The organism is Oryzibacillus soli (assembly GCF_051594765.1).
GTDB lineage: Bacteria > Bacillota > Bacilli > Paenibacillales > NBRC-103111 > Paenibacillus_AR.
In genome coordinates, this window is record NZ_JBPPGJ010000004.1 from 355,896 (window position 1) to 377,595 (window position 21,700).

The window sequence follows — 21,700 nt, forward strand, 5'->3', positions numbered from 1 at the left end:
TCGTTATCAATCACAAAAAAAGCCAAGCATCATTTCGCTTGACCTTGCATTTCCAATATAATCACAGGCTTGCTCTTCATGCATACGATACTCATCAGCGGGATGTGAATCGGATCCGCAACCGTTTCGCACTTAGCCATAAAGAGAAAGTATAAAGACTCCTTCTCGCTGTATTGCAAGCTTTCATAGTTTCCTTGCCCCTTCGCAATTACCACATCTGCCCGGTTATAAATATCTTGAAACTCCCTGCTAGTCCGAGCCAATACGGTCCCCAGTGAGCCGTCCCCGTTCGAGATAACCGCCGCCACTTCCTCCATACCGACCATCCTTGCATCCACCAAGGTCACATCATTCACAATGGGAGCTCCCCGCACACCATAAAAAACATCAAGCTCCGGAAATGCCGATCGAATCTCTTGAATAAATAGCTTGTCCAGAACGATCTCGCCACAGTTGTCCCCGAGATATAGCAGGGTCCGAGCGTTCCTCAGCTCAGCGAACAAGACGGTGCTATCATCGATAGCCAATTTCCCCTCAGTAGTCTCCCTGATCTTGGACATCAGCAAGTTCAGATCAAATTCATGCTTCGCGGCAAAATCGATCAGATTCGCGCTGACAGCAGTCTTGAGTGCCGCCTCCAGCCTATGCGGAGAAGAGTGGATGATGTCCTGAATCTCGGGTGCGATCTTCATAACCTCGAGATTGTAGTAGCTTTTTATTTCTTCGTATGGATCTGGGTTCCGTGCAGTTTCGGTTATTATACGCCATACTTCTCCCATCACCTCCGGGTTCGATTTATTCATATCGGCTTTAGATAAGTGTTCCTCTACCCGTTGGTTCAAGGTCTCTTGGACTTTGTCATCCAGCGACAGGATGGCACTCACCCTTTGGACTTGGTTTCTATCACACTGCTTACAGACCTCATTCAAATTGCATTCACTCCAATTTTGTGGCGCTAGCGAATATCGTGGGTTGAATTAAAGTGCGTTCATAAATGCTTCGTACTTGGTCGAGGCGTACTGCATTCCAGCCTCGTTCAGATGGTAAGTATCGTTCATGGTCAGGGCCGTGACATGCGCCGAATTCGTCCAACACACCCCGCCATTCCGGTAGTTATCGAAAACAGGGATGCTGTATGTAGCGCATATCGCAATGATCGCATCGACGTAATCTTGGATCACCGCATTCCGGTTATATGGCGTGATGAAGAAAATTTTGGCGGTCGGGTATTTGGTTATCAGTCCGCTGCATAGGACATTCAGAGCGCCCTTGAAGGTATCCACGGTACTGTCTGTGTCCGTACCGATCGGAATGGAATTGGTTTGATCATTCGTTCCGCCGAATACCCCGATGTAATCCGCTGTGTTATCCATATCCACGTACCGCGTCGCCATACTAGGGCCGTAACCATTCGATGTCCCGGCCAAGCACGTTCCGTTGATACCGTAATCACGTACGGTCATGCCGTTTCTCTGAGCTAATTGATAAGCCCACGTCTTAGAAAACCCCAGGGTATGACCGTGGACCATGCTATCTCCGAGAATGTTAAACGTTTTCCCCGTCAGATTATTGATTCCCATCTACTATCCCCCATTGTGTTGCAGATCTCAGCATAACCCTCATAGTGCTACCTCCTTGCCTGTCTCGCGGCTCTCGTTGGCGGATTCGAGGAACCGGATGATCTCCTGCGTCTCCACTGCAGCAATATCGGACTTGCCAGCGGTGAACATGGTCATAACCCGTTCAAGCAGGCTGGCGTATAGAGGCTTGGCATAGGCGGCGATGTCGACGAACTGTGTGCTCTTCTCGCCGTGTATGAGTCCACCGAATGTCTTATTCCCCTTTCGGTTGCCCCGGATTGTCCCGACACGCCCATCCGCCCATACGCCGACGACCTGATCGTGATCCGCATTCGTCGTGGTCTTCACGTACCGGCAGCCGGTGCCGAGAGTCCGGTACAGCATCTCCGCCGTATGGATGCCGTACCAGAAAAAGCCCGGCTGGGTCGGCTGAATCTCAAGGGGACCATAGAAATCTGCTCCGATAATTGCGCCGTGCTCCGTATTCTGAAGTACATTCGTAAGGGCTTCCGAATAGCGAAGCGCCGAGCAGCTCATCAATGGGAACGAGAATGTCTCACTCAGCCTAGACATGGCCATTGCGTCCTCGGAGCATACCGCGAACGGCTTATCGACGAACACAGGTTTGCCGAACGGAGCAATTCGTCGCAGCTGCTCCAGGTGCACGCGGCCGTCCACAGACAACAGCAGCACGGCGTCGCAATTCTCCGCCACCTCCTCCGGAGAGGAAACGATACGGACGCCGTAGGTTCCGGCAAGCTCCTTCTGAAAGCCAGGCAGCCGTGACCAGCTCTTCTCGAAGTCGGGAGACCCTCCGGGGTAAGCGACCATAACCCTTCCTCCCGGAACATGATATTCCAACGATGGATCGTTTAAGAGCTTCGTAAATTCGACCGCGTGTGAAATATCAACCCCGATGATCCCGATCCTTAATGGCCGTTCCATTAGTTACCGCTCCTCCTCATTCGCTCAACTTGGCTTAGATCGCCTGTTCCCGTCCCGTTTCGTGGGACAGGTAAATGCCTGCGAGCACTTCATTCACGGTCTTGGCATATTCACCCGAGCATTCCAGCGGCCGTTCCCCGTCGATTGCGTCCAGGAGGTCCTGCAATTGCAATACGTAAGGATCCGCCTGCTCGGGGACAGGCAGCTCCCGGTAACTGCCGTTCTCGCTAATCCACACCCCACTTCCGGTGGTGAGACGGAGCATTCCTTCGGTGAAGATCAGCTGGGTCTCGTTGACGGGAACCCCCTTATAGCCGGACTGTGCGATGCTGGCCGGGACTCCGCCATCCGTAACGGCCATGACACAGCCGCTGCCTTCCACGTCTCCTCGTTCCGCATGATACGTAAGCCGTGCCATAACGGTACGAATGCGACTGTCCGTCAGCCATTGGATCTTATCCACCGAATGAGCTCCGAGATTCATCATGATGCCGCCTCCTGCTTTCGCCTTGGACAAACACCATTCAGGCCGGGAATCAACAAAGTAATTCAAGTGACGCGTGTCGTTAATCATGACCAATTGGCCCAAATCGCCCCTTTGCACCATTTGCTTGGCCAATCGGTTGTCGCTAAAATAATGCTGGGTTAATCCGACCATGAGCTGAACCCCGCCACGCTTGGAGGCGATGATCATTTCTTCGCATTCGGCCACGCTTAGCGCCATGGGCTTCTCCAATAAGATATGGCACCCTCGATCGGCGCAATCGATGGCAGCCTGCTTATGAAGGAAATGGGGCAAAGCGACGATCGCGATATCGGCCTTCTCTTGTTCCAGCATCCCCTTATAGTCCGTGTACGCCTTCAGTCCGAAACGGCGGGCTGTTTCCTGCGCTCTTCGTTCTTGCACATCGGCAACGGCGACAACCTGCATCCGGTCTAATTTTGCAACCGCTTTCAAGTGACTCTCTACAATATTCCCGGCTCCAATTAACACTACCCGATACATGGCGTTCCTCCTGCTTCAGATCGATTAATGTTATCTTACTCCAGCATTTATTTACAGACAAGGTTTTTATTAGGCCTTCCATTTCACTTTTGACGATAGCATACGATTAACAGATATGGTACACTGCTCCCATCGCCGCTTCGTTATGACCTGTATATTCCGATCCATGGGAGGGATTCAACGTGCTGCTTCGACGCAAAGGCATCTTTTTGACGTTATGGCTTTCTTATATCCTCATCTTGCTTCTTCCCATTACCGTTACATTCGTGCTGTACACCAATATGGAAAAAACATTGATCGACAATGCCAACCGATCGAATCTCGCCATGCTGGAGCAGGCCCGTCAAGTGGTGGACAGCAATCTTCAAGAAATGGAACAGCTTGGCGTTCAAATCGCCACACAGCCCAAGCTTCAAACCTTATGGACGATAAAAGGCAGCGAGAAGTATATCCAATACGAGGAGGCGGTCCGCTCTCTTCGAAATATCCGTAACGGGTCCCGATTTATTGATAATTTCTACATTTATCTGCGGGATGACGATACGGTCATTTCCACCAATCTGAAAACGGATACGGCCACGTTCTTCACCGATCTGTATCCGCTTCCAGGCAGGAACCTCGACCAAGTGCGCGCCGAGATCTTATCCGGCTATCATTACTTGGACTTCTGGGCAGCCCCGGAGGGAACGCAGGATGACTCGACAACAAACGTGATTGCCAGCGCCTTCACCTTGCCTCTCGGAGAGGTAAATAACGGGAAGGGCACCCTGATCATGCTGATCAACGAACAACAAATCCTCGACCTGCTCAAGCAGATCCAGCGGGTGAACAACGGCACGATGCTCATCCTCGATTCGAAGGGACAAGTCATTGTTTCGACAGGGGCTCGGCATGACCTCCCCGCCGGCTTGCTCGCAGAGATTTCCGGTTCCAGCGGTTATAAGTCGTACCCCACCGAAGGCCAATTGCAGATGCTTTCTTATACAACCGGCCAAAGCGGCTGGAAATACATCTCCTTAGTGCCCAAGAGGGTCGTGCTGGAAAGGGTCTACGAAATAAAAGCCTGGGCTCTGGTCTTGTTAGCCTTGGTTGTCGCCGCCGGAAGCGCGGCGGCTTACTGGATGGCCTACCGCAGCTACAGCCCGATCCGCGATCTGGTTTACACGATTACGAAAGGCAGGAGCGTGCAGCGCAGCGGATACGCCAACGAGTATGAATTTATCCGAACCTCCATCACAGAATCCATTGCCGAAGGCAGGGAGTTGAGAACCAAGCTGGACGGGCATTTGCCGGTTGTCCGGGCACATTTTCTAAATAGGCTGCTAAAAGGTCAAGTGGACCGCGTGGAGCTCGCTCCCGATTCCCTTGCGTTCATGGGCTTGCAATTCCCGCATCCCAGCGTTGGAGTCGTCCTGATCGAAGTAGATGAGAGCAAGGACTTCCGCACAGGAGAGAGCGAGCAGGATTACGCTCTCGTTCGTTTCATAATCCTGAATCTAAGCAGCGAGCTGTTGGGGGATGACGGTTATGCAACGGAGACCGACAGCAGCCGTCTGGCGTTGGTTCTGAACGTTCCCGACTCGTCCGAAGAGACGCGGCTTAACCGTGACCGGATCATCTCCGAGCTTAAGGGGATCATCGAAGGACGGTTCCGCATGAAAATTTCGGTGGCGACCAGCTCCATTCACCAAGGTCTGGCGGAGGTTGCCCTCTGCTACAACGAAGCGATCAACGCGCTGGACTACCGCATCATTCACGGCATAAGCTCCGTCATCCACTATGATCAGATCCGGGACATGGAGCGAACGGATTACTATTATCCGACGGAGGTTGAAGCGCAGTTCATCAATGTGCTCAAGAGCGGAGAGCTGGAAGCCGCCGAGCGGATTCTGGACGACCTCTACGAACAAAACATCCGTTCCCGCGACACGACACCCGAACGGGGCAAACTGCTGTTCATGAACATCCTCGGCACCTTACTGAAGGTGACGAACGCGCTTAAGATCGATGAGAAGCTGTCGCAGGAAGCGGCTGCCGATCCCGTGAAGCTGATTCTGAACAGCACGTCGGCGGACGAGATGGTCAGGAAAATCAAAGAGCTGATTGTCTTCATTTGCAACCGGGTACGCGAAGCCCGTTCCGAGCATCAGGAGCAGTGGCACGAGAGAATGAAGCGCTATATTGACCAGCATTTCGGGGACCATTCGCTCAGCTTAACCTCCGTCGCCGAACACTTCGGGATGACCCCGCAGTACATGTCCGGGTTGTTCAAGAAGCAGTATGGCATCAATCTGACCGATTATATGATTGAGGTCCGGATCTCCGAAGCCAAGCGCCTGCTTGCCGATCCGGGTATCACCGTCCTGCAGGTCGCCCAGCGGGTCGGGTATTCCACCGACATCGGATTCATCCGCGTCTTCAAAAAAGTGGAGGGCATTACCCCCGGCAAGTATCGGGAAATGCTGCAAATATCCGGCAATCAGAAGGATAGTTAGTCTCTGTTAAAATCGGTTTGTCACGGATCTGAAGCGGTGTTTATCCTTCGTTTGAACGTTATGTGGTCAGCCCGGGCCGTCCGGATTATATTGAAATTGCGGACGGCGAACCCGCAATCCTATCATATACGGGAGGGTCATCAAAGAATGAACCGAAAGAAGAAAACGCTTCAACTAACCGTAGTCCCGGCAATCGTGCTTGCCATGATGGCAACAGGCTGCAGCAGCAACAGCAGTAAAACCGAAGCCAACAAATCCCCGGCTGCGACAGCGACAGGGACAGGAACAGCTTCCGCTAAACCGGCAACTCCCGAAGTGAAGTATCCCGCTTCCATCTCGTACTGGGTGACGTTGAACGCCAATGCGGCCGCGATCATGAAGACGTACAACGAGATGGCAGCGTATAAGGAGCTCGAGAAGAAGACCGGCACGAAGGTGGAGTTCCAGCATCCTCCGGCAGGTCAGGAGAAAGACCAGTTCAACATCATGATGGCTTCCGGCAACCTGCCCGATGTCATTGAATACAATTTTGGTTCAACCGTAGGGCTGTCCGCAGTACAGAGTCCTGATGCCCTGATTAAAGGGAAGCAGCTTCTTCGCTTGAACGAGTTGATCGACCAGTATGCGCCTAACTTGAGCAAGGTCCTGAAGGAGCATCCGGAGTTCCGCAAAATGATTACGACGGATGAAGGCAACATCTATGTCATGCCGTTCCTGTTGGGCGACGAACAGCTTAGCGTCGTGTACGGACCGGTGTTCCGCAAGGATTGGCTCGATAAATTGAACTTGAAGGTGCCTACGACGATTCCAGAATGGGAAACCGTTCTGACGGCATTCCGCGACAAAGACCCGAACGGCAACGGCAAACAGGATGAGATCCCGTTCTTCATGAATCTGACCGCCGACTTTGACGTCAATCACCTTCTGGTTGGCGCATGGGGCATCACCACGGACTTCTATAACGATAACGGCAAGATCAAATACGGCCCGATCCAGCCTGAATACAAGGAGTTCCTGGCTACGCTCGCCCGCTGGTACAAGAACGGACTGATCGACAAGGACTATGCCACCATTACGGATTCCAAGCTGAAGGATAACAAAATTACCAACAACCTGGTCGGCGCTTACTCCGGATTCGCAGGTGCCGGTCTCGGCCGTTACTTAACGCTGGTTCAACCGACGAATCCAAGCTTCAGCTTGGTAGGGGCACCGTACCCGACCGTCAAGGAAGGCGGCCCGAAGCCGCTCGGCCAATATACCATGCCGTTCACCGGATACGGAGCTGCCATCTCCGCCAAGGCCAAGAACCCGGAACAAATTATCAAATGGCTGGACTACAAGTACGGCCAGGAAGGCCACATGCTGATCAACTTCGGGATCGAAGGCGTAAGCTACAAGATGGAGAACGGCTATCCGAAGTGGACCGACCAGATCACCAACAACCCCGATAAGCTGCCGATCTCGCAGGCCATGGCGAAGTACTTCCAATCCGGCTGGAATGGACCTTTCGTCCAGGATAAGCGGGTTATCGAACAATATTACACCATCCCCGCGCAGCGCGAGGCGCAGAAGACGTGGGCCCAAGCGGACCATTCCAAGCAAATGCCGAGCATTGCCCTGACTGCCGATGAGAGCGCGAAATCCGCTTCGATCATGAACGACGTCAAGACATATCGGGAAGAGATGTTCAATAAGTTCGTCATGGGTGCCGAGCCGATCGAGAACTTCGATAAATTCGTTCAGAAGTTGAAGAGCATGGGGATTGAAGACGCGATCAAGGTTCGTCAAGCCGCATTGGATCGTTATAACAGCAGAAAGTAAATCTGCACATGAATGGCAAACATACGGCGTGGGGGATAACCTTCGCGCCGTATGGCGCCTTTCTGCGCCCATTTGGCCAGACTCATTCGCTTAAGGAGGAACTCGCGATGTCTACAGCGCTCCAGCAACAATCTGACACCGTGAAGCCCGCGGTCGACAAGAACGGGTTCAGGGTTCGGTTTATCCGTGATGCTAGGGTCAATAAATATGTTTATCTCATGCTGCTTCCTGTCGTCGTCTATTATGTCGTCTTCTATTATGTACCGATGTATGGCCTGCAGATCGCGTTCAAGAATTATTCGCCCGGTCTCGGCTTTCTGCACAGCGACTGGGTCGGTCTTCAGCATTTCCGGGATTTCTTCGGAAGCTACTACTTTAGGCGCATCTTGACGAATACGCTGCTGATCAGCTTGTACGAGCTGCTGTTCATGTTCCCGGCCTCGATCCTGCTTGCACTTCTCTTGAACGAGCTGCGCAGCGCATGGTTGAAGCGTACGGTACAGACGGTTACGTATATGCCGCATTTTATCTCGATCGTGGTCGTCTCGGGTATGCTGGTCGACTTCCTGGCCCGTGACGGATTAATCAACAACATCCTCTCCTCTTGGTTCGGCGTGGAGCCGATCGCTTTCCTGGCGGAGAGCGGCTGGTTCCGTACGGTCCTTATCTCCTCGAATGTATGGCAGAATGTCGGCTGGGGCTCCATCATCTATCTGTCGGCTATGGCCGGCATTGATCCCACCCTCTATGAGGCAGCCCGGGTAGACGGAGCCAAGCGCTTCCGCCAGGTCATTCACATTACACTGCCGGGCATTATGTCTACGGTGGTCATCCTGCTGATCCTGCAGATCGGGAACTTCATGTCCGTTGGAGCGGATAAGATCTTGCTGCTCTATAACCCGACCACCTACGAAACTGCTGATGTCATCGGAACCTTCGTATACCGCAAAGGGATACTGGAATCCAACTTCAGCTACAGCGCCGCCGTCGGCCTCTTCAACTCGCTCATTAACTTTATGCTGCTCCTAACGGCCAATGCGCTCAGCCGGCGGATCAGCGATCATAAACTTTGGTAAGAAGGAGGCCCTATAACATGCGCAGAAGCTTGGGGGAGCACGTATTCGATTGGTCGAATGCCGTGTTCCTGATTCTCTTATCCCTTGTCACCCTCTACCCGTTCTTCTATGTGCTGGTTGCCTCGCTAAGCGATCCGATTTGGATGATGCAAGTCCGCGGTCTGATCTGGTATCCCAAAGGTTTGAGCTTCGAGGCCTACAGGCTCGTTTTCCATAATCCTTCGATTACGACCGGTTATCTGAACACCCTGCTTTACGTCACGCTGGGCACCGCCCTCAATATTCTCATGACCTCCTTTGGCGCTTACGCTCTATCCAGGCAGAACGTGATGTGGCGTAACCCGGTCATGTTCCTGATCGTCTTCACCATGTTTTTTAATGGCGGCTTAATTCCCACGTACCTGCTCATTCACGATCTGGGCATGGTGAATACCCGCTGGGCGCTGATCATCCCCGCTGCCATGAGCGCTTATAACCTGATCATCATGCGCACCTCGTTCCAGAGTGTACCCGTCAGCCTGGAGGAATCAGCCAAGCTGGACGGTGCCAACGACTTTACCATCTTATTCCGGGTTATTCTTCCGCTGTCCATGCCCGTGGTGGCCGTCATGATTCTCTTCTACGGCGTGGCCCATTGGAATTCCTGGTTCAGTGCTCTCATTTACCTGCGCACACGCGAGCTGTATCCCCTCCAGCTTATTCTACGGGAGATCCTGGTCACGAGCAGTACGGAATCGATGATGACAAACGTTGGCGGGGGCGATAAAACACCGATCGGCGAAACGATCAAATACGCGACGATCATTGTAGCTACCGTACCCATCCTGCTGTTGTACCCCTTCCTGCAGAAGTACTTCGTTAAAGGTGTCATGATTGGAGCGATTAAGGGGTGATTCCGCCCCTTTCTTTTTACCGAAACCAGCAAATAGCCGTTAGCCTTGGACCATCCCTAGTCCTCGGCATAACGGCTATTTCATTTGTATCCGGATTACTTCAGTACATCGGCGAGCTGTGCAAGCAGGTCCGCCTGCTCCGGGGTCAGTGTCTTGCCGCGTTCGGCTGACACTTTGTTCTGGAATGCGCCGAGCATGCCCGCCCGCGCTTGGTCGTTCGCCGTCATCGCCCGGCTCAGCCTGTCGACCAGTTGGCTGCCTACACCGTGATCTCCATCGCCCAGCAGCTTCTGGGTGAGCCGATTCAGGCTATCGAAGGCCACCTTGATCACATAATGAACGGTTGAACTGACGGTATTGCCTGCCTTATCTGTCGCCACTGCTGTCAGGGTATGGGTGCCGAGCCCCAGCGTATAGGCTGGAGCCGACACATCCTGACACGTAGACGAGGCCACACCCGAGCCGGAATCCGCTGCGATGCAGCGGATCGATACCATCTCGTCGATCCCATACGCACGGTAGTCATAGACGGAGAAGGTTACGGTCGGAGCCGTCCTGTCAATACGGAACTCTGCCGTCTTAGCCGCCTCCTGATTGCCCGCCGCATCGCGGCTGCGGTATTGTACCGTACGTACTCCCTCGGTTAGAGGTACCGGCGCCGTATAAGCCGACCATCCCTGTCCGCCGTCCAGGCTGATCTCCGTCTGCACCACTCCCGTCAAATTGTCGGAGGGACTGAGCCCGAGGGAAGGGACGCTGCGATACCAACCGTTCGCTCCGTCCGGCTGGGCTGGATCGATGACAGCAGCCGTAACAGGCGCCTGCAAGTCGATCGTCACGTTCAACTGGCCCCTTATGCCGGAGCCGTCATTCGCTTGGGCTACGACGGTCACGACGCCGTCCGCGAGACCGGTCAGCAGTCCCTTGCCGTCAATCTGCGCTGCACCCGTCGGAGCGCCGTCCGCCCCGTACACAGCCCACGTCACCGTCCGGTTCGTCGCATCCGCCGGCTGCACGGTAGCGATCATTTGGAGCGTGCTATTAACAGAATTGATGACCGCTCTGCCATCTTGCCCAGCCATGGAGATCCCGGTGACGGGCTTCGATGAATTGCCGTATACCATGACTTCGTTAATACTGGTTGCATTCGTGATATTGTTGCCGGTTACAGCCAATCGAAGATACCGTGCCTTCGTATCCGGGATATCATAAATCTCATAATCGCCGTTCACTTTCCCCGAGCTCGGCCCTTGGAAAATCTTCGTCCACGTCTGTCCATCCGTTGAAGTCAGAATATCGAAGAAGAATTGGCGCTCATTCCCGCGCAGCCAAGAGATTCCGACATAAGTGGCCACCGTCTCGGAGCCGAGATCGAAATCAATGGTGTTCGGCCCCAGAACGGCCCAGTACGTTAACGGATCGTGATCCGCGGTGCTCGGTCCGGGCCATTTATTGTCCACAGGACCGCTGTCGGCCAAATACGTGACAGGCAATACCGGGACATCCGTCAGCACACCCGAGAATACGCCCCGGACAAAATCGATGTAATAATTGCCCGGTTTATGGATGCCTTGGTCATCCGTTACTTCCACAACGGACGTGCCCGGTATGCCGGAAGCCGCCGTTATGGTTACCGTGTCGTGCGGATCCGCGGCGACAGCCGTGATTACGGGTACGGCTTGGGTCCTGAAGGGAACCTCCAGCGAATACTTCATCTTCATCGGCCTAAAGCTTGTAAACGGCACCCCATCGATCCGGAGCTCCGATAATAGAGCGGTAGGCGTCGAATCCAAGCTCCATTGCGCAAGCGGCGTGATGGCCGGCACATCCGCAGGCGGTGCTTCAACCCCTGACAGCGGGCTGAGCCGAACGGCAATCGTCAGTTGATCCTTGGCGTCCGGGATATGAATCGTCAGCTTCTTCACCTTTGCATTGAGCGTCTGGCCGGTATAACTGTCCGTTGTCGGAAGCGGGGTCGCCGTCCGGACCTCGAAGCTCGCTGCGCTTGGGGAGAGAAGCTGAGCATAGAGCCGTTTCCCATTCTGCTTGAGCATCGCCGATTTGCCATCCGGTGCAACGATGATCTCGGGTGCCTCCGTATGCATGAACCAATACAAGTCGGACGGAGCCTTAAGCTGAAGCTCATCCTGAAGGAGGAAGCTGCTGCGATATTGACCCATCATCATGCCGCGCTTCGCGTACACCACGTCATCCTTGTAGGCCGACGTCATATCGACAACCGCATAGCCGCCCTCGGGCTTGGAATCGTAAGCGATGATCGGCGCGTTGGCGTCGAGCGCTTGATCCGGTCCGTCGTCCGGGTTGATCACCAGCGTATTGGAGCCTTCGGCCCTCGTGCGGTAGAAGTCCCAGCGGTTCGGATGGGCCGAGGGGTCGCTCGTGAAGTATCCTTGAACGTTATAGTCCTTGTCGTCCTTCCCGAGATCGACGGCCCACCGGACGCCAAGCGCATCGAGAACGAACGTCCCTACGTCGAGATTGTTATGCAAGGTGTTCGTTATCGCATAATCGTTGACTCCACCCTTAATCGCGACGAAATTAGCGCCCGGATCGTTCCAGGAATCGCGGAAGATCGCCACATTGTTCTTCAGCGGGTGATCGTACAGCGCGTCAAGCTGCAGAGGATCGCTGCTTCCGTACAGTCCCTGACGGTACCAGATCAGATCCATCGGTTCCGCTTTTTTATTCTTGCTATAGGTGAATTGCCTGTACCAGGAAACATCCGGGTCTCCGAGCACATCGGCGAACAGCAGAAGCTGCGGCGTATCCAGGAACGTGAGATGCGCATCCGAATAGTTGAACGGACCGTTCGGACCGTGCAGGTTCGCCATATACTTTGAGGTCTCGCGGACACCGGTCTGCTCCATGAAACCGAAGTCAGTGCCCAGCGTCGTGCGCAGCGCCGAAATCATATAAGCAAAGTACTCCGTCGCATAATCCCAATACCCGGTTCCTTCCGGCCAATCGCCATCCGTGGCGAATACACCGATACCATATTGAACCGAGGACATCGCTGCTTGCATGACCGACTCAGCAATCGGTACTTGGAAGCGCGGATCCGTTGCTTCCGTATGGATGCGGTTGGCATCCGCTTCGTCCCCGATCGTCAGGGCAGTGGCTACGATGCCGCCATTGGCGACCAAATTCCAGTTGCTTGGAGAGACCGTCCACCAAGCGTTGTTCTTGGCCCCGCCTTCCAAATATTCATACTTCGCGTTGATTAATACTTCATTAATCATCTTGGCGCGGAGATGATCCCGCTCCTGCTGCGTCATCGCGTCGTACAGCCAGTCATATCCGATGGAAGCCACATTCCCCATTTCCGAGATGCTGAGGAAGTTCTTGGCGCCGCCATGCCAGTCCCGATAATCCGCCATCACATTCAGTTGCTCGATGGCACGAGCCGAATATTTGGTGTCGCCCGTTAATTGGTACATAAGGGCAAGCGATTGAATCCGCGGCATCAGCTGATCCGCCAGATTGACGATATTAATGTTAGAACCCGAGCTGGTCGTATAGTAGTCGATCGTAGGATCGCCGACGGCCTTGTCCGCAACGGCCTTCACTTTGGCGTACCACTCCTGCATGGTCGGATCGGTCTGAACCATTCCGCGGATTCTCGTAAAGTCATCGCTTGTTGCATACAGCCGGGGGTGAGCCGTCCCTGGCGCCGAATGTCTTGTGATGAGGGAGGAGATCATTTCTGATCCCGGCAGGCCAACATAAACGACGACTTTGGCGCTGGACGTACTGCTGTGTCCGTCGGAAACTTCGATCTGGAAGGAGTCGTAGCCCGTATAGCCCGCTGCGGGCGTATACGTCCAGGCTCCACTCGGTTGAACAGCTGCGCTGCCGTGCTGCGGCTGAGACGCCGGACCCGACTTGAGGGTGAACGTAAGAGGATCTTGATCCCGGTCTTTGGCCGTAACGACGCCCGATACGGCTTGATCCCGAACCGTACCTACATTGACTTGCAGCTTATCCATGGATGGAGCATCCTGCTGCGACCGAACATTGACCTGGATGATGGAGAAAGCGAAGTGATTATGGCCGTCGGTAATCAGCAGTGTAAACGTATCCGGTCCGTTATATTCGGCGCTCGGATAGTAGACCCAAGTCCCGTTGTCGCGCGCGGAGACCGTACCGTGCAACGGTGCCAGGAGCACGGAAGCGGTAAGCGGGTCTCCGGCGGCATCGGTTGCGAGAACCGGGCGGGTGATCGACTGATCCTCGATGACCTCTACGGCTTCGTCGGAAGCGGTAATGTCCGAATCCGTCCCGACAATGACCGTATAAGTCGCTGCATAAAGAGGGTTATCCGCTGTCGCGCGTATGGTTGCGATTCCGGGAGCGACCCCTCTGACGATGGCCTTGGAGGAGTTGAAGCCATTCGCCTCCACGACAGCTGCGGATGGATTGTCGGAGGTCCAGGACACGACCGGATGGGTGGCGTCGACCGGCAGTACGGTTGCCGTTAAGGCGACGCTCTCGCCTATTCCGATCAACCCTTTGGTTTTATCCAATTGGATGCCGGATACCGGAACCCACGGGATCACCTGGATATCGTCCGCCCACAGCGTACCGGTACCGAGCTCGAAGCCAACCTCAACTCGAGCCTGCGTGGCACCCGCCGGGACCGTAACGATGCTTTCATAATATTTCCAGCCGTCAGCATCTGTTGTTGCGGTGAAGGGAAGTGTGTCATAGACCTTGCCGGACTTCTGTACGACATTCCCGGCATCATCTTGGTAGAGCAGTCGCAGGCTGACATTGGTTCCACCGTTCTCCTGCTTGAGCCAGCCGCCGACCCGATAACTCTTACCGGCAGTCGCCCCTACGATTTTGTTATAAAGAACAACCTTACCTTTGGTCGCAGCCTCCATTTTTACCGACTTCTCGCCTTCCTTTCTCACTGTCGAATCCATGGATAATTGGGGCTTGGCGAGAGACGTATCCGTACTGAAATAATAGATCCATGAGCCCGGTTTGGAAGCATTGAGCCAGTCTTTCGTAGATGCGATTACCGTCTCGAACCCGCCGTTGGGAAAAGCTGCCGAAACGATAACCGTGTATGATTTCGTAAAGCTTCCTTCCGCGGTGGTCTCGGTAATAACCGATTGGCCCGCCGCTTTGGCCGTTACTTTGCCGGATGCGTCAACAGCGGCAATCTCGGGCTGGGAGGATGTCCAATACACCCGCTGATCCGTCGCATTGGACGGGACGACAGAGGCCGAATAGGTTAAGCTTTCACCGGGGTTCATGCCCCGGAACGAAGGACCATCCCCGGTAAGTCCGGTAACGGGTACCCATGGCGTGAGCTGCACGTCATCGAACCAGGCTTTGCCCTTTCCTGTCTCGTAGATCGCATAGAGACTAGCCCCAACCACCCCGGCGGGAGCCTGGACGAAGCCCTCGTAGCTTTTCCAGGCTTGGGTCCCTTTCACGGCTGTCGCCGGCACATTCGCCGCTTCGAGCACCGCTCCTCCGGAGAGGTTCCAATTCAAGCGGAGGGATGCCCCGTTGCCGGTCAGTGATTCCGTTGAGATGAGGCCGCTCAAGCGATACCATTGTCCGCTGACTACCGGAATTTGGCGCTGCACAGCGGAAGCCTTGCTGTTGACTGCGGCGCTGATGCTGAGCGAGCGGCTTCCTGCTCCGTATACGGCCTCATCGACCGTGACAATAGGGCTGCCGTAAGGAGCTGAAGCCGTCCAGTTGGAAGGCGTTCTGTCCGTAAAGCCGTTATCCGAGCCGCTTAGCACCGTTTCAAAGCCACTGTTCTTCACAAGCCCGGCAGGGGTAACCGTTATGAGGTAGGACGCCTTGAAGCTGTTTTCGCTCGAAATAGCTGTGATCGTAGCAAGCCCCGGCGCGAGCCCGGTTACCAGCCCCTGTCCGTCTACAGCGGCCACGCCCGGGTTGGACGAAGACCAGCTCAAGCTCGGATTCGACGCATTGACGGGAGTAAGCTGGTACGGCACTTGCTTCACGCCACCAACAGGGATCGTGCCCCCCTGCTCCAGGAAGGAAAGTCCCTTCAGGGAAGTCCATGGTTTGAATTGAATATCGTCAAACCAGGCGTAGCCCGATACTTGGTTGTAATCGAGATCCACCCTCGCCGTAACGGCCCCTGCGGGTGCAACCGTTGCGGTGGCGTAGCTGACCCATTCGGTAACGTTGCCTCGGACCGGTCTATTGTAAGGAAGCAAATAATCCGTCCGCAGCGCCTGCCCCGTCGAGTTCAGGTAGACCACCCGGATATTGACGCCGAAAGCGGTCGTATCCCCTGTAATCTGCTGGGTCTTGAACGCACCGGATAATCGGTACTCTTGACCGGGGACAACCGGAATATTCCCTTGATACACGGTCAATCTGCTTTTGTTCGGAGCCGGGGAGCTGATCTTCACGGAACGGCTGCCCGCGCCCGGACTCGCATGGTACAATTCCACGGTGACTGCAGGCGCAACAGGTGTGGATGCCGAGTCCACCCATATTCCCCAATTAGCCGCTCTTCTTGTTGTCCACCCCAATTGGGAGTCCGTGGAGTAGGTCTCGAACGAACCATTCTGAATCAAGTTGTCCTCCGCCGCCTGTGCAACAGGGAGACCTGCCTGGCCCCAGCCAGGCGGGAGGAACACGCCTAACATCAGGATGCTAAGCAAAACCAAGCTCAATCTTCGAAGCATAACAAACCACCTTTCCCATTGTTTTAGCGCTATGTAAGCGCATACAATCACTATAGATGGTTTGTTTCCTTTTGCCTATGAGTCAATCTAAATAAAGACAAACCCCGTTTCATTTGACTCACAAACCGTTTTTCACAATGACTATCCCGATTTAAGATCGCATGGTGAAGGTAAGAGCGGAAGTAATTAGAAAACGGAGCCCGCAAACCCGCTCGGCTCCGTTTTATTGATATGCGACCAGGCTCCGCCAAACTTTCAGCTTCTTGCGGGAATCTTTTTGCGGAGTTGCTCCAGACGGTTAAGTGCCCCATATAAGGTTTCATCCTTCTTGGAAAAATGAAACCGGATCAAGTGATGCACCGGCTCACGGAAAAAGCTGGACCCAGGAACTGCTCCTACCCCCACGTCTCTGGCCAACACCTCACAAAATTCCACATCACTGTCAAAGCCAAACTCCGAAATGTCCAGCATCACATAATAAGCGCCCTCCGGCTTGGTGTGGGCTAGGCCCAGATCCTCCAGTCCTGACAGGAACAGATTCCGCTTATGGGTGTATTTCTCCAGTAGCTGGCGGTAATAATCATTGCCGAAACGAAGACCAACCACTGCCGCTTCCTGCAAGGGAGCCGCAGCGCCAACCGTTAGAAAGTCATGGATTTTTTTGGCCACATCCACGATTCTTGACGGACCAATAATATAACCTAGCCGCCAACCCGTAATCGAATAGGTTTTGGACAGGGAGCTGCACGTAATGGTCCGTTCCCACATTCCGTTGATTGCGGCAAAATAGACATGCTCATGAGGCGCATAAACAATATGCTCGTATACCTCATCGGTAATGACGTAAGTGTCGTATTTCTCCGCCAGGTCCGCAATGATCGTTAATTCTTGGCGTGTAAACACCTTCCCGCAGGGGTTGGAGGGGTTGCACAGAACAAGTGCTTTGGGTCGCTTGCGGAATGCAGCCTCCAGCTCCTCCGGATTAAATTGGAACTCGGGCGGATGAAGGGGAACATAGATGGGCTCCGCACCGGAGAGGATGGTATCCGCTCCATAATTTTCATAGAACGGAGAGAAAACAATCACCTTATCCCCCGGATTCGTAACCGTCATCATGGCAGCCATCATGGCTTCCGTGCTGCCGCATGTGACCACGATCTCGCTGTTGGGGTCAATGGTGCGTCCCATCAGCCGCGACTGCTTGGCTGCCAATGCCTCCCGGAAGTTCTGGGAGCCCCATGTAATGGAATATTGGTGAAAATCCTCTTGAGCCACCTGTCCCAGCCGGTCCAGGATCTCCTGTGGAGGTTCAAAATCGGGAAAGCCTTGGGACAGATTGATGGCGTTGTATTGTGCGGATACCCGCGTCATGCGCCGGATCACAGAGTCTGTAAATCCGGCTGTCCGGTCAGATAGCTTCTGCACCTTGCTCTCCCCCTTTTAGCAGACAATATTGCCGTTTCCCTTCCTACTTGGCCAGCAAATCCTTATCCCAGCCCACGGCGATAAAGAAGCCGCCAAACTTTTCTTTGAATATTTTTTCCGTTTCAGCTGCTTGGAAAGCCTTTACCACTTTTTTATAGATGGCAGCCTTGTCCGCGTTCTGAACATCCTCGCTGCGGGCAGCAATCAGATTCCAATAATTCTCTTCCTTCAAGCTGGTATCCGTAAAAATAGCCTTATCTGTCTTCAATCCAAAATCCAGGGCAAAGTTGCCGTTAACGATGCCGGCGGTTACATCAGCCAAGGCGGAAGGAATGGTGTTAGCGGCCAGTTCCTTAATTTTTATGCCTACCGTGTAGCTTTCAATATCTGCCACAGTGGGGCTGAAGCCTGCGCTTTTCTTGATCTTGATGAGTCCTGCCGCCTCCAATACCTTCAAGGCCCTTCCGCCGTTAGTCACATCGTTAGGAATGGCAATCGTATCGCCTACCTTCAGATCCTTTACAGAAGTAACCTTGCTAGAGTACAGATTCAGAGGAATAATGAAAGTGTTGCCGATTTTTTCGATCTTGTAGCCGTTCGTCTTGATTTCATTATCGAGATAAATCCGGTGCTGGAAGGCGTTCAGGTCAATTTCACCGCTGTTCAGGGCTTTATTCGGAGTAACATAGTCCGAGAATTGGACAAATTCCAGATTAATGCCCTGTTCCTTCAGAGCATTCTTAGCAGGGGCCCACAGCTCTTCATAAATACCACCAACCACACCAAGCTTCAAGTTTACCGTTTCGCTTGATCCGCTTTTATCGGAATCCTTGGAACCGCAAGCGGCCAAAGACAGGATCAGGAGAGTAATACTTATAGCTAATGCAACCCTTTTAATAACCTTCATCATAAAAACCTCCAGTAAGTTTTAGTTTTCTAGGATAGATATGAGAGCACCCTGTTATAGAGTAAGGGCCATTAACGAGTATTCTTCTTGGCCACGAAGCTTCCGATGAATTGAATGAGGCTGACCAGAATGACCATAACCAGAACCGTCACATACGTTACATCAGTCTGATTCCGGTCGTGCCCATAGCGGATAGCGAAATCCCCCAACCCGCCAGCTCCCACCGCCCCTGCCATAGCCGTAAGTCCCAGTAAACTGATGGCTGTGATGGTGGTGCTCCGGGCAATTCCCGCAATGCTCTCCCGCAAATAAACCCGAAAGATGATTTCCACAGGACTTGATCCCATGGATAAAGCAGCTTCGATCAAGCCGTGATCAATTTCGGCTAGGGCATTTTCGATCTGCCTGGCAAAGAAGGGCACCGTTCCAAACACAAGGGGAACAATAGCGCCTTCCACGCCGATAGCCGTTCCCATAATCAGCCGGGATAAAGGCATGACGCCGGTAAGCAGAATAATAAAGGGGATCGAACGGAAGAAGTTAATGACCTTATCCAGGACTTGGAATACAGCCCTATGCTGCAAGATCCCGCCCGGTTTTGTGACGGTTATAACTACACCAAGGGACAATCCCAGCACAAAGGATAAGACACCTGACCAGGATGCCATAACCAGAGTATCGATAAAGGCCTGGTAAAAGGCGGACTGCTTGTTCATGATATGGGGAATCCAGTTATTCAGAAACTCTTGCATCCGCGATCACCTCCACGCCAACATTCTTATCCAACAGGTACTGGATGGCTGAGGTAATGTGCGCCGGTTCCCCGGTGACAATGGCCACGGTCCCCCCGATAGGGGCATTCTGCACGATTTCGATGTTGGCAAAAATGATGTTCAGATTAATATTGAACTGCCTGGACACGGTAGAAATCAATGGCTCTGATACATTCCTCTCCACATAGGTCAACCGCACAATGATTTCTCCTGGCTGCAGTCTTGCTACCGGTGAATCGGCCTCCAGAAGCTCCTCAATTTTCTGCAGATTGGATGTAGTTCGAAGAAAATCCTTCGTTATGTCTTGTTGGGGGTTAGAAAAAATGGAGAAAACTTCCCCTTCTTCTACCACCTGTGCCCTTTCCATAACGGCGACACGATCACATATTTCTTTGACCACCGCCATTTCATGGGTGATTACAACGATCGTAATACCTAGCTGCTCATTCAGTTGCTTTAACAATTTAAGAATTGAATGGGTGGTTTGAGGGTCCAGCGCGCTGGTGGCCTCATCGCACAGCAGCACCTTGGGATCGTTAGCCAAGGCACGTGCAATGGCCACACGCTGTTTCTGGCCTCCGGAAAGCTGGCTGGGATACGCGTTTTCCTTATCCTCAATGTCTACCAACCGCAGCAGGTTGCGTACCTTTTCGGCAATTTCCTTTTTGGATAGGCCGCTGCCCCTTAACGGATACGCAACATTGCCAAACACAGTTCGGGAGCGCATCAGGTTAAAATGCTGAAAAATCATGCCGATACGTTTCCGGGCCTTTCGCAGCTCCCTGTCGGTCATTGCAGTAAGCTCCTGGCCGTCTATCGTAACCGTACCGCTCGTGGGCACCTCCAGCAGATTGATGCAGCGAACCAGGGTAGATTTTCCCGCTCCGGAGAAACCGATAATTCCAAAAATCCGACCTTTCTCAATTTCCAAAGATACATCCTTCACAGCCACTACCTGGCCGGCACTTGAGTCGAACGTTTTGCATATATGCTCCAGCCTGATCAATTCTTATCCCTCCTAAAAAACAAAAACGAAAAGCTGCCTGCTTCTCGCTTCAGGACGATAATATATAAGCGTTCTTCGCCACTTTAAACCGAGTATTCTTGTTGGTATATTATCACTATGACTTTTATCTGTCAACACATTCCAGAGAGAGATTAATGAAATCTCTTCCACTCCGGAAGGGGCAATATCTTTCCAAGATCAGGGAATTTTTTTCTTGCTTAAAACGTAATAGTAGCTGAAGGGAAATAAGAGCAAAAGGGTGATGATTATGGATCAAAAAAACGATTTTGCACCTGAAAAGATAAACCCGATTGGCCCCTCCATCTTGTTATGTGATATTCCAACCTCAAACTTGACACTAAGAACGCTCTTTTTGCACGATGTTATGGTCATTATGGATCCTGGCGCTACAGGGGTTTTGGAAGGACCATTGTCACAAATGACCGATATGAGAACACAAACAATTTGGACACCAAGCAGAAGTGCCGTTATTAACCCGCCTACCATCGTTCTCATATGCGAGATATTTGGAACCATGTGTACGATTCCAGTTGGGTTAACAGCAAACGGGGAATATACATCCGAAGTTATTCCTTGCATTAAAGTAGAAAAATAAAGATGTAATAAATGACAAGAACTTTATCCCATTCCCGTTGTATTATAAAAAAATGCCAGTTGTCGGGTTTTCGACAACTGGCGAATGGTTCTGTATTCGAAGGCTTCAAGCTACGGTAATAGCCCATTCGCTGACAGCAAGTACTTTGCATATCTCCTTGACGGTCCATCGGTCCCGTCGTTCACGAATGAAAGCATAGAGCTGGAGAGTAAAATCTGCTCGTCAGGATTGCTCTGGATAAGAAGCTTCCACCGCTAACGCTTTTTGCTTGATTTTAGATGTTGTGATGATGTCCATCGGCGGCAATAAAACGGGTCTGTCAATAATTTTGTGTAAACTCATTTATAGGGAACTCCCCCGGGAGGGGGAGTTTGGCCTGCTTACCGTAAATGTTGACCGACCCGATCCGGGAAAAAGACGGACAACTGTAGTAGCATTTGTCCCCAGTTC

At 52.9% G+C, this 21,700-nt stretch carries 14 protein-coding genes; 5 read left to right on the plus strand and 9 right to left on the minus strand.

Annotation, left to right across the window (positions count from 1 at the left end; genetic code table 11):
* Positions 1-29: 29 nt before the first annotated feature.
* The 4 genes from ACSEXW_RS07505 to ACSEXW_RS07520 are packed head-to-tail and all read right to left on the minus strand — an operon-like array spanning position 30 to position 3,531.
* The gene (locus tag ACSEXW_RS07505) at positions 30-929 is read right to left on the minus strand and encodes a damage-control phosphatase ARMT1 family protein (protein ID WP_438445487.1); all 900 of its coding nucleotides are present in this window, start codon (positions 927-929) and stop codon (positions 30-32) included.
* Positions 930-977: 48 nt separating this feature from the next.
* A complete protein-coding gene (locus ACSEXW_RS07510; protein WP_438445488.1) occupies positions 978-1,580 on the minus strand; it encodes an SGNH/GDSL hydrolase family protein in 603 nt (200 codons plus the stop codon).
* A 39-nt stretch (positions 1,581-1,619) separates the two neighbouring features.
* Positions 1,620-2,525, minus strand: coding sequence for a Gfo/Idh/MocA family protein (locus tag ACSEXW_RS07515; RefSeq protein WP_438445489.1), 906 nt, complete (start codon positions 2,523-2,525; stop codon positions 1,620-1,622).
* A 34-nt stretch (positions 2,526-2,559) separates the two neighbouring features.
* Entirely contained in the window at positions 2,560-3,531 is a 972-nt protein-coding gene (locus tag ACSEXW_RS07520; RefSeq protein ID WP_438445490.1) for a Gfo/Idh/MocA family protein, read from the minus strand.
* 182 nt (positions 3,532-3,713) lie between these two features.
* On the opposite strand from ACSEXW_RS07520, the gene ACSEXW_RS07525 reads away from it, so the two are divergent.
* From ACSEXW_RS07525 to ACSEXW_RS07540, 4 genes are all read left to right on the plus strand, one after another.
* Entirely contained in the window at positions 3,714-6,026 is a 2,313-nt protein-coding gene (locus ACSEXW_RS07525) for a helix-turn-helix domain-containing protein (protein WP_438445491.1), read from the plus strand.
* A 147-nt stretch (positions 6,027-6,173) separates the two neighbouring features.
* Positions 6,174-7,847 carry an extracellular solute-binding protein gene (locus ACSEXW_RS07530; protein WP_438445492.1) on the plus strand — a complete coding sequence of 558 codons (1,674 nt, stop codon included), beginning with the start codon at positions 6,174-6,176 and terminating at the stop codon, positions 7,845-7,847.
* 107 nt (positions 7,848-7,954) lie between these two features.
* A complete protein-coding gene (locus ACSEXW_RS07535; protein ID WP_438445493.1) occupies positions 7,955-8,923 on the plus strand; it encodes an ABC transporter permease in 969 nt (322 codons plus the stop codon).
* Between the two features lie 17 nt (positions 8,924-8,940).
* Positions 8,941-9,816, plus strand: coding sequence for a carbohydrate ABC transporter permease (locus ACSEXW_RS07540; RefSeq protein WP_438445494.1), 876 nt, complete (start codon positions 8,941-8,943; stop codon positions 9,814-9,816).
* 95 nt (positions 9,817-9,911) lie between these two features.
* Here ACSEXW_RS07540 and ACSEXW_RS07545 read toward each other — a convergent pair whose 3' ends face one another.
* The 5 genes from ACSEXW_RS07545 to ACSEXW_RS07565 all read right to left on the minus strand — a co-directional run bounded on the left by ACSEXW_RS07545 (position 9,912) and on the right by ACSEXW_RS07565 (position 20,634).
* A complete protein-coding gene (locus tag ACSEXW_RS07545; protein WP_438445495.1) occupies positions 9,912-16,523 on the minus strand; it encodes an Ig-like domain-containing protein in 6,612 nt (2,203 codons plus the stop codon).
* Positions 16,524-16,778: 255 nt separating this feature from the next.
* Positions 16,779-17,948, minus strand: a complete 1,170-nt coding sequence (locus tag ACSEXW_RS07550; RefSeq protein WP_438445496.1) for a pyridoxal phosphate-dependent aminotransferase — start codon at positions 17,946-17,948, stop codon at positions 16,779-16,781.
* Positions 17,949-17,991: 43 nt separating this feature from the next.
* Positions 17,992-18,858 (minus strand): MetQ/NlpA family ABC transporter substrate-binding protein, encoded by an 867-nt coding sequence (locus tag ACSEXW_RS07555; RefSeq protein ID WP_438445497.1) that lies wholly within the window; start codon positions 18,856-18,858, stop codon positions 17,992-17,994.
* Between the two features lie 68 nt (positions 18,859-18,926).
* Complete coding sequence (locus tag ACSEXW_RS07560; RefSeq protein ID WP_438445498.1) at positions 18,927-19,607, minus strand: methionine ABC transporter permease; 681 nt, start codon at positions 19,605-19,607, stop codon at positions 18,927-18,929.
* Complete coding sequence (locus ACSEXW_RS07565) at positions 19,588-20,634, minus strand: methionine ABC transporter ATP-binding protein (protein ID WP_438445499.1); 1,047 nt, start codon at positions 20,632-20,634, stop codon at positions 19,588-19,590. The genes ACSEXW_RS07560 and ACSEXW_RS07565 overlap by 20 nt, the downstream gene beginning before the upstream one ends.
* Positions 20,635-20,896: 262 nt before the next feature.
* Between ACSEXW_RS07565 and ACSEXW_RS07570 the strand changes: the two genes are divergently transcribed.
* Positions 20,897-21,250, plus strand: coding sequence for a hypothetical protein (locus ACSEXW_RS07570; protein WP_438445500.1), 354 nt, complete (start codon positions 20,897-20,899; stop codon positions 21,248-21,250).
* Positions 21,251-21,700: the final 450 nt, after the last annotated feature.

Excerpts from the sequence above, each read along its gene's own strand:
- ACSEXW_RS07510 (WP_438445488.1), bottom strand. The coding sequence starts at position 1,580 with ATGGGAATCAATAATCTGACGGGGAAAACGTTTAACATTCTCGGAGAT.
- ACSEXW_RS07560 (WP_438445498.1), bottom strand. The coding sequence starts at position 19,607 with ATGCAAGAGTTTCTGAATAACTGGATTCCCCATATCATGAACAAGCAG.
- ACSEXW_RS07545 (WP_438445495.1), bottom strand. The coding sequence starts at position 16,523 with ATGCTTCGAAGATTGAGCTTGGTTTTGCTTAGCATCCTGATGTTAGGC.
- ACSEXW_RS07520 (WP_438445490.1), bottom strand. The coding sequence starts at position 3,531 with ATGTATCGGGTAGTGTTAATTGGAGCCGGGAATATTGTAGAGAGTCAC.
- ACSEXW_RS07515 (WP_438445489.1), bottom strand. The coding sequence starts at position 2,525 with ATGGAACGGCCATTAAGGATCGGGATCATCGGGGTTGATATTTCACAC.
- ACSEXW_RS07555 (WP_438445497.1), bottom strand. The coding sequence starts at position 18,858 with ATGATGAAGGTTATTAAAAGGGTTGCATTAGCTATAAGTATTACTCTC.
- ACSEXW_RS07530 (WP_438445492.1), top strand. The coding sequence starts at position 6,174 with ATGAACCGAAAGAAGAAAACGCTTCAACTAACCGTAGTCCCGGCAATC.
- ACSEXW_RS07535 (WP_438445493.1), top strand. The coding sequence starts at position 7,955 with ATGTCTACAGCGCTCCAGCAACAATCTGACACCGTGAAGCCCGCGGTC.
- ACSEXW_RS07570 (WP_438445500.1), top strand. The coding sequence starts at position 20,897 with ATGATTATGGATCAAAAAAACGATTTTGCACCTGAAAAGATAAACCCG.
- ACSEXW_RS07540 (WP_438445494.1), top strand. The coding sequence starts at position 8,941 with ATGCGCAGAAGCTTGGGGGAGCACGTATTCGATTGGTCGAATGCCGTG.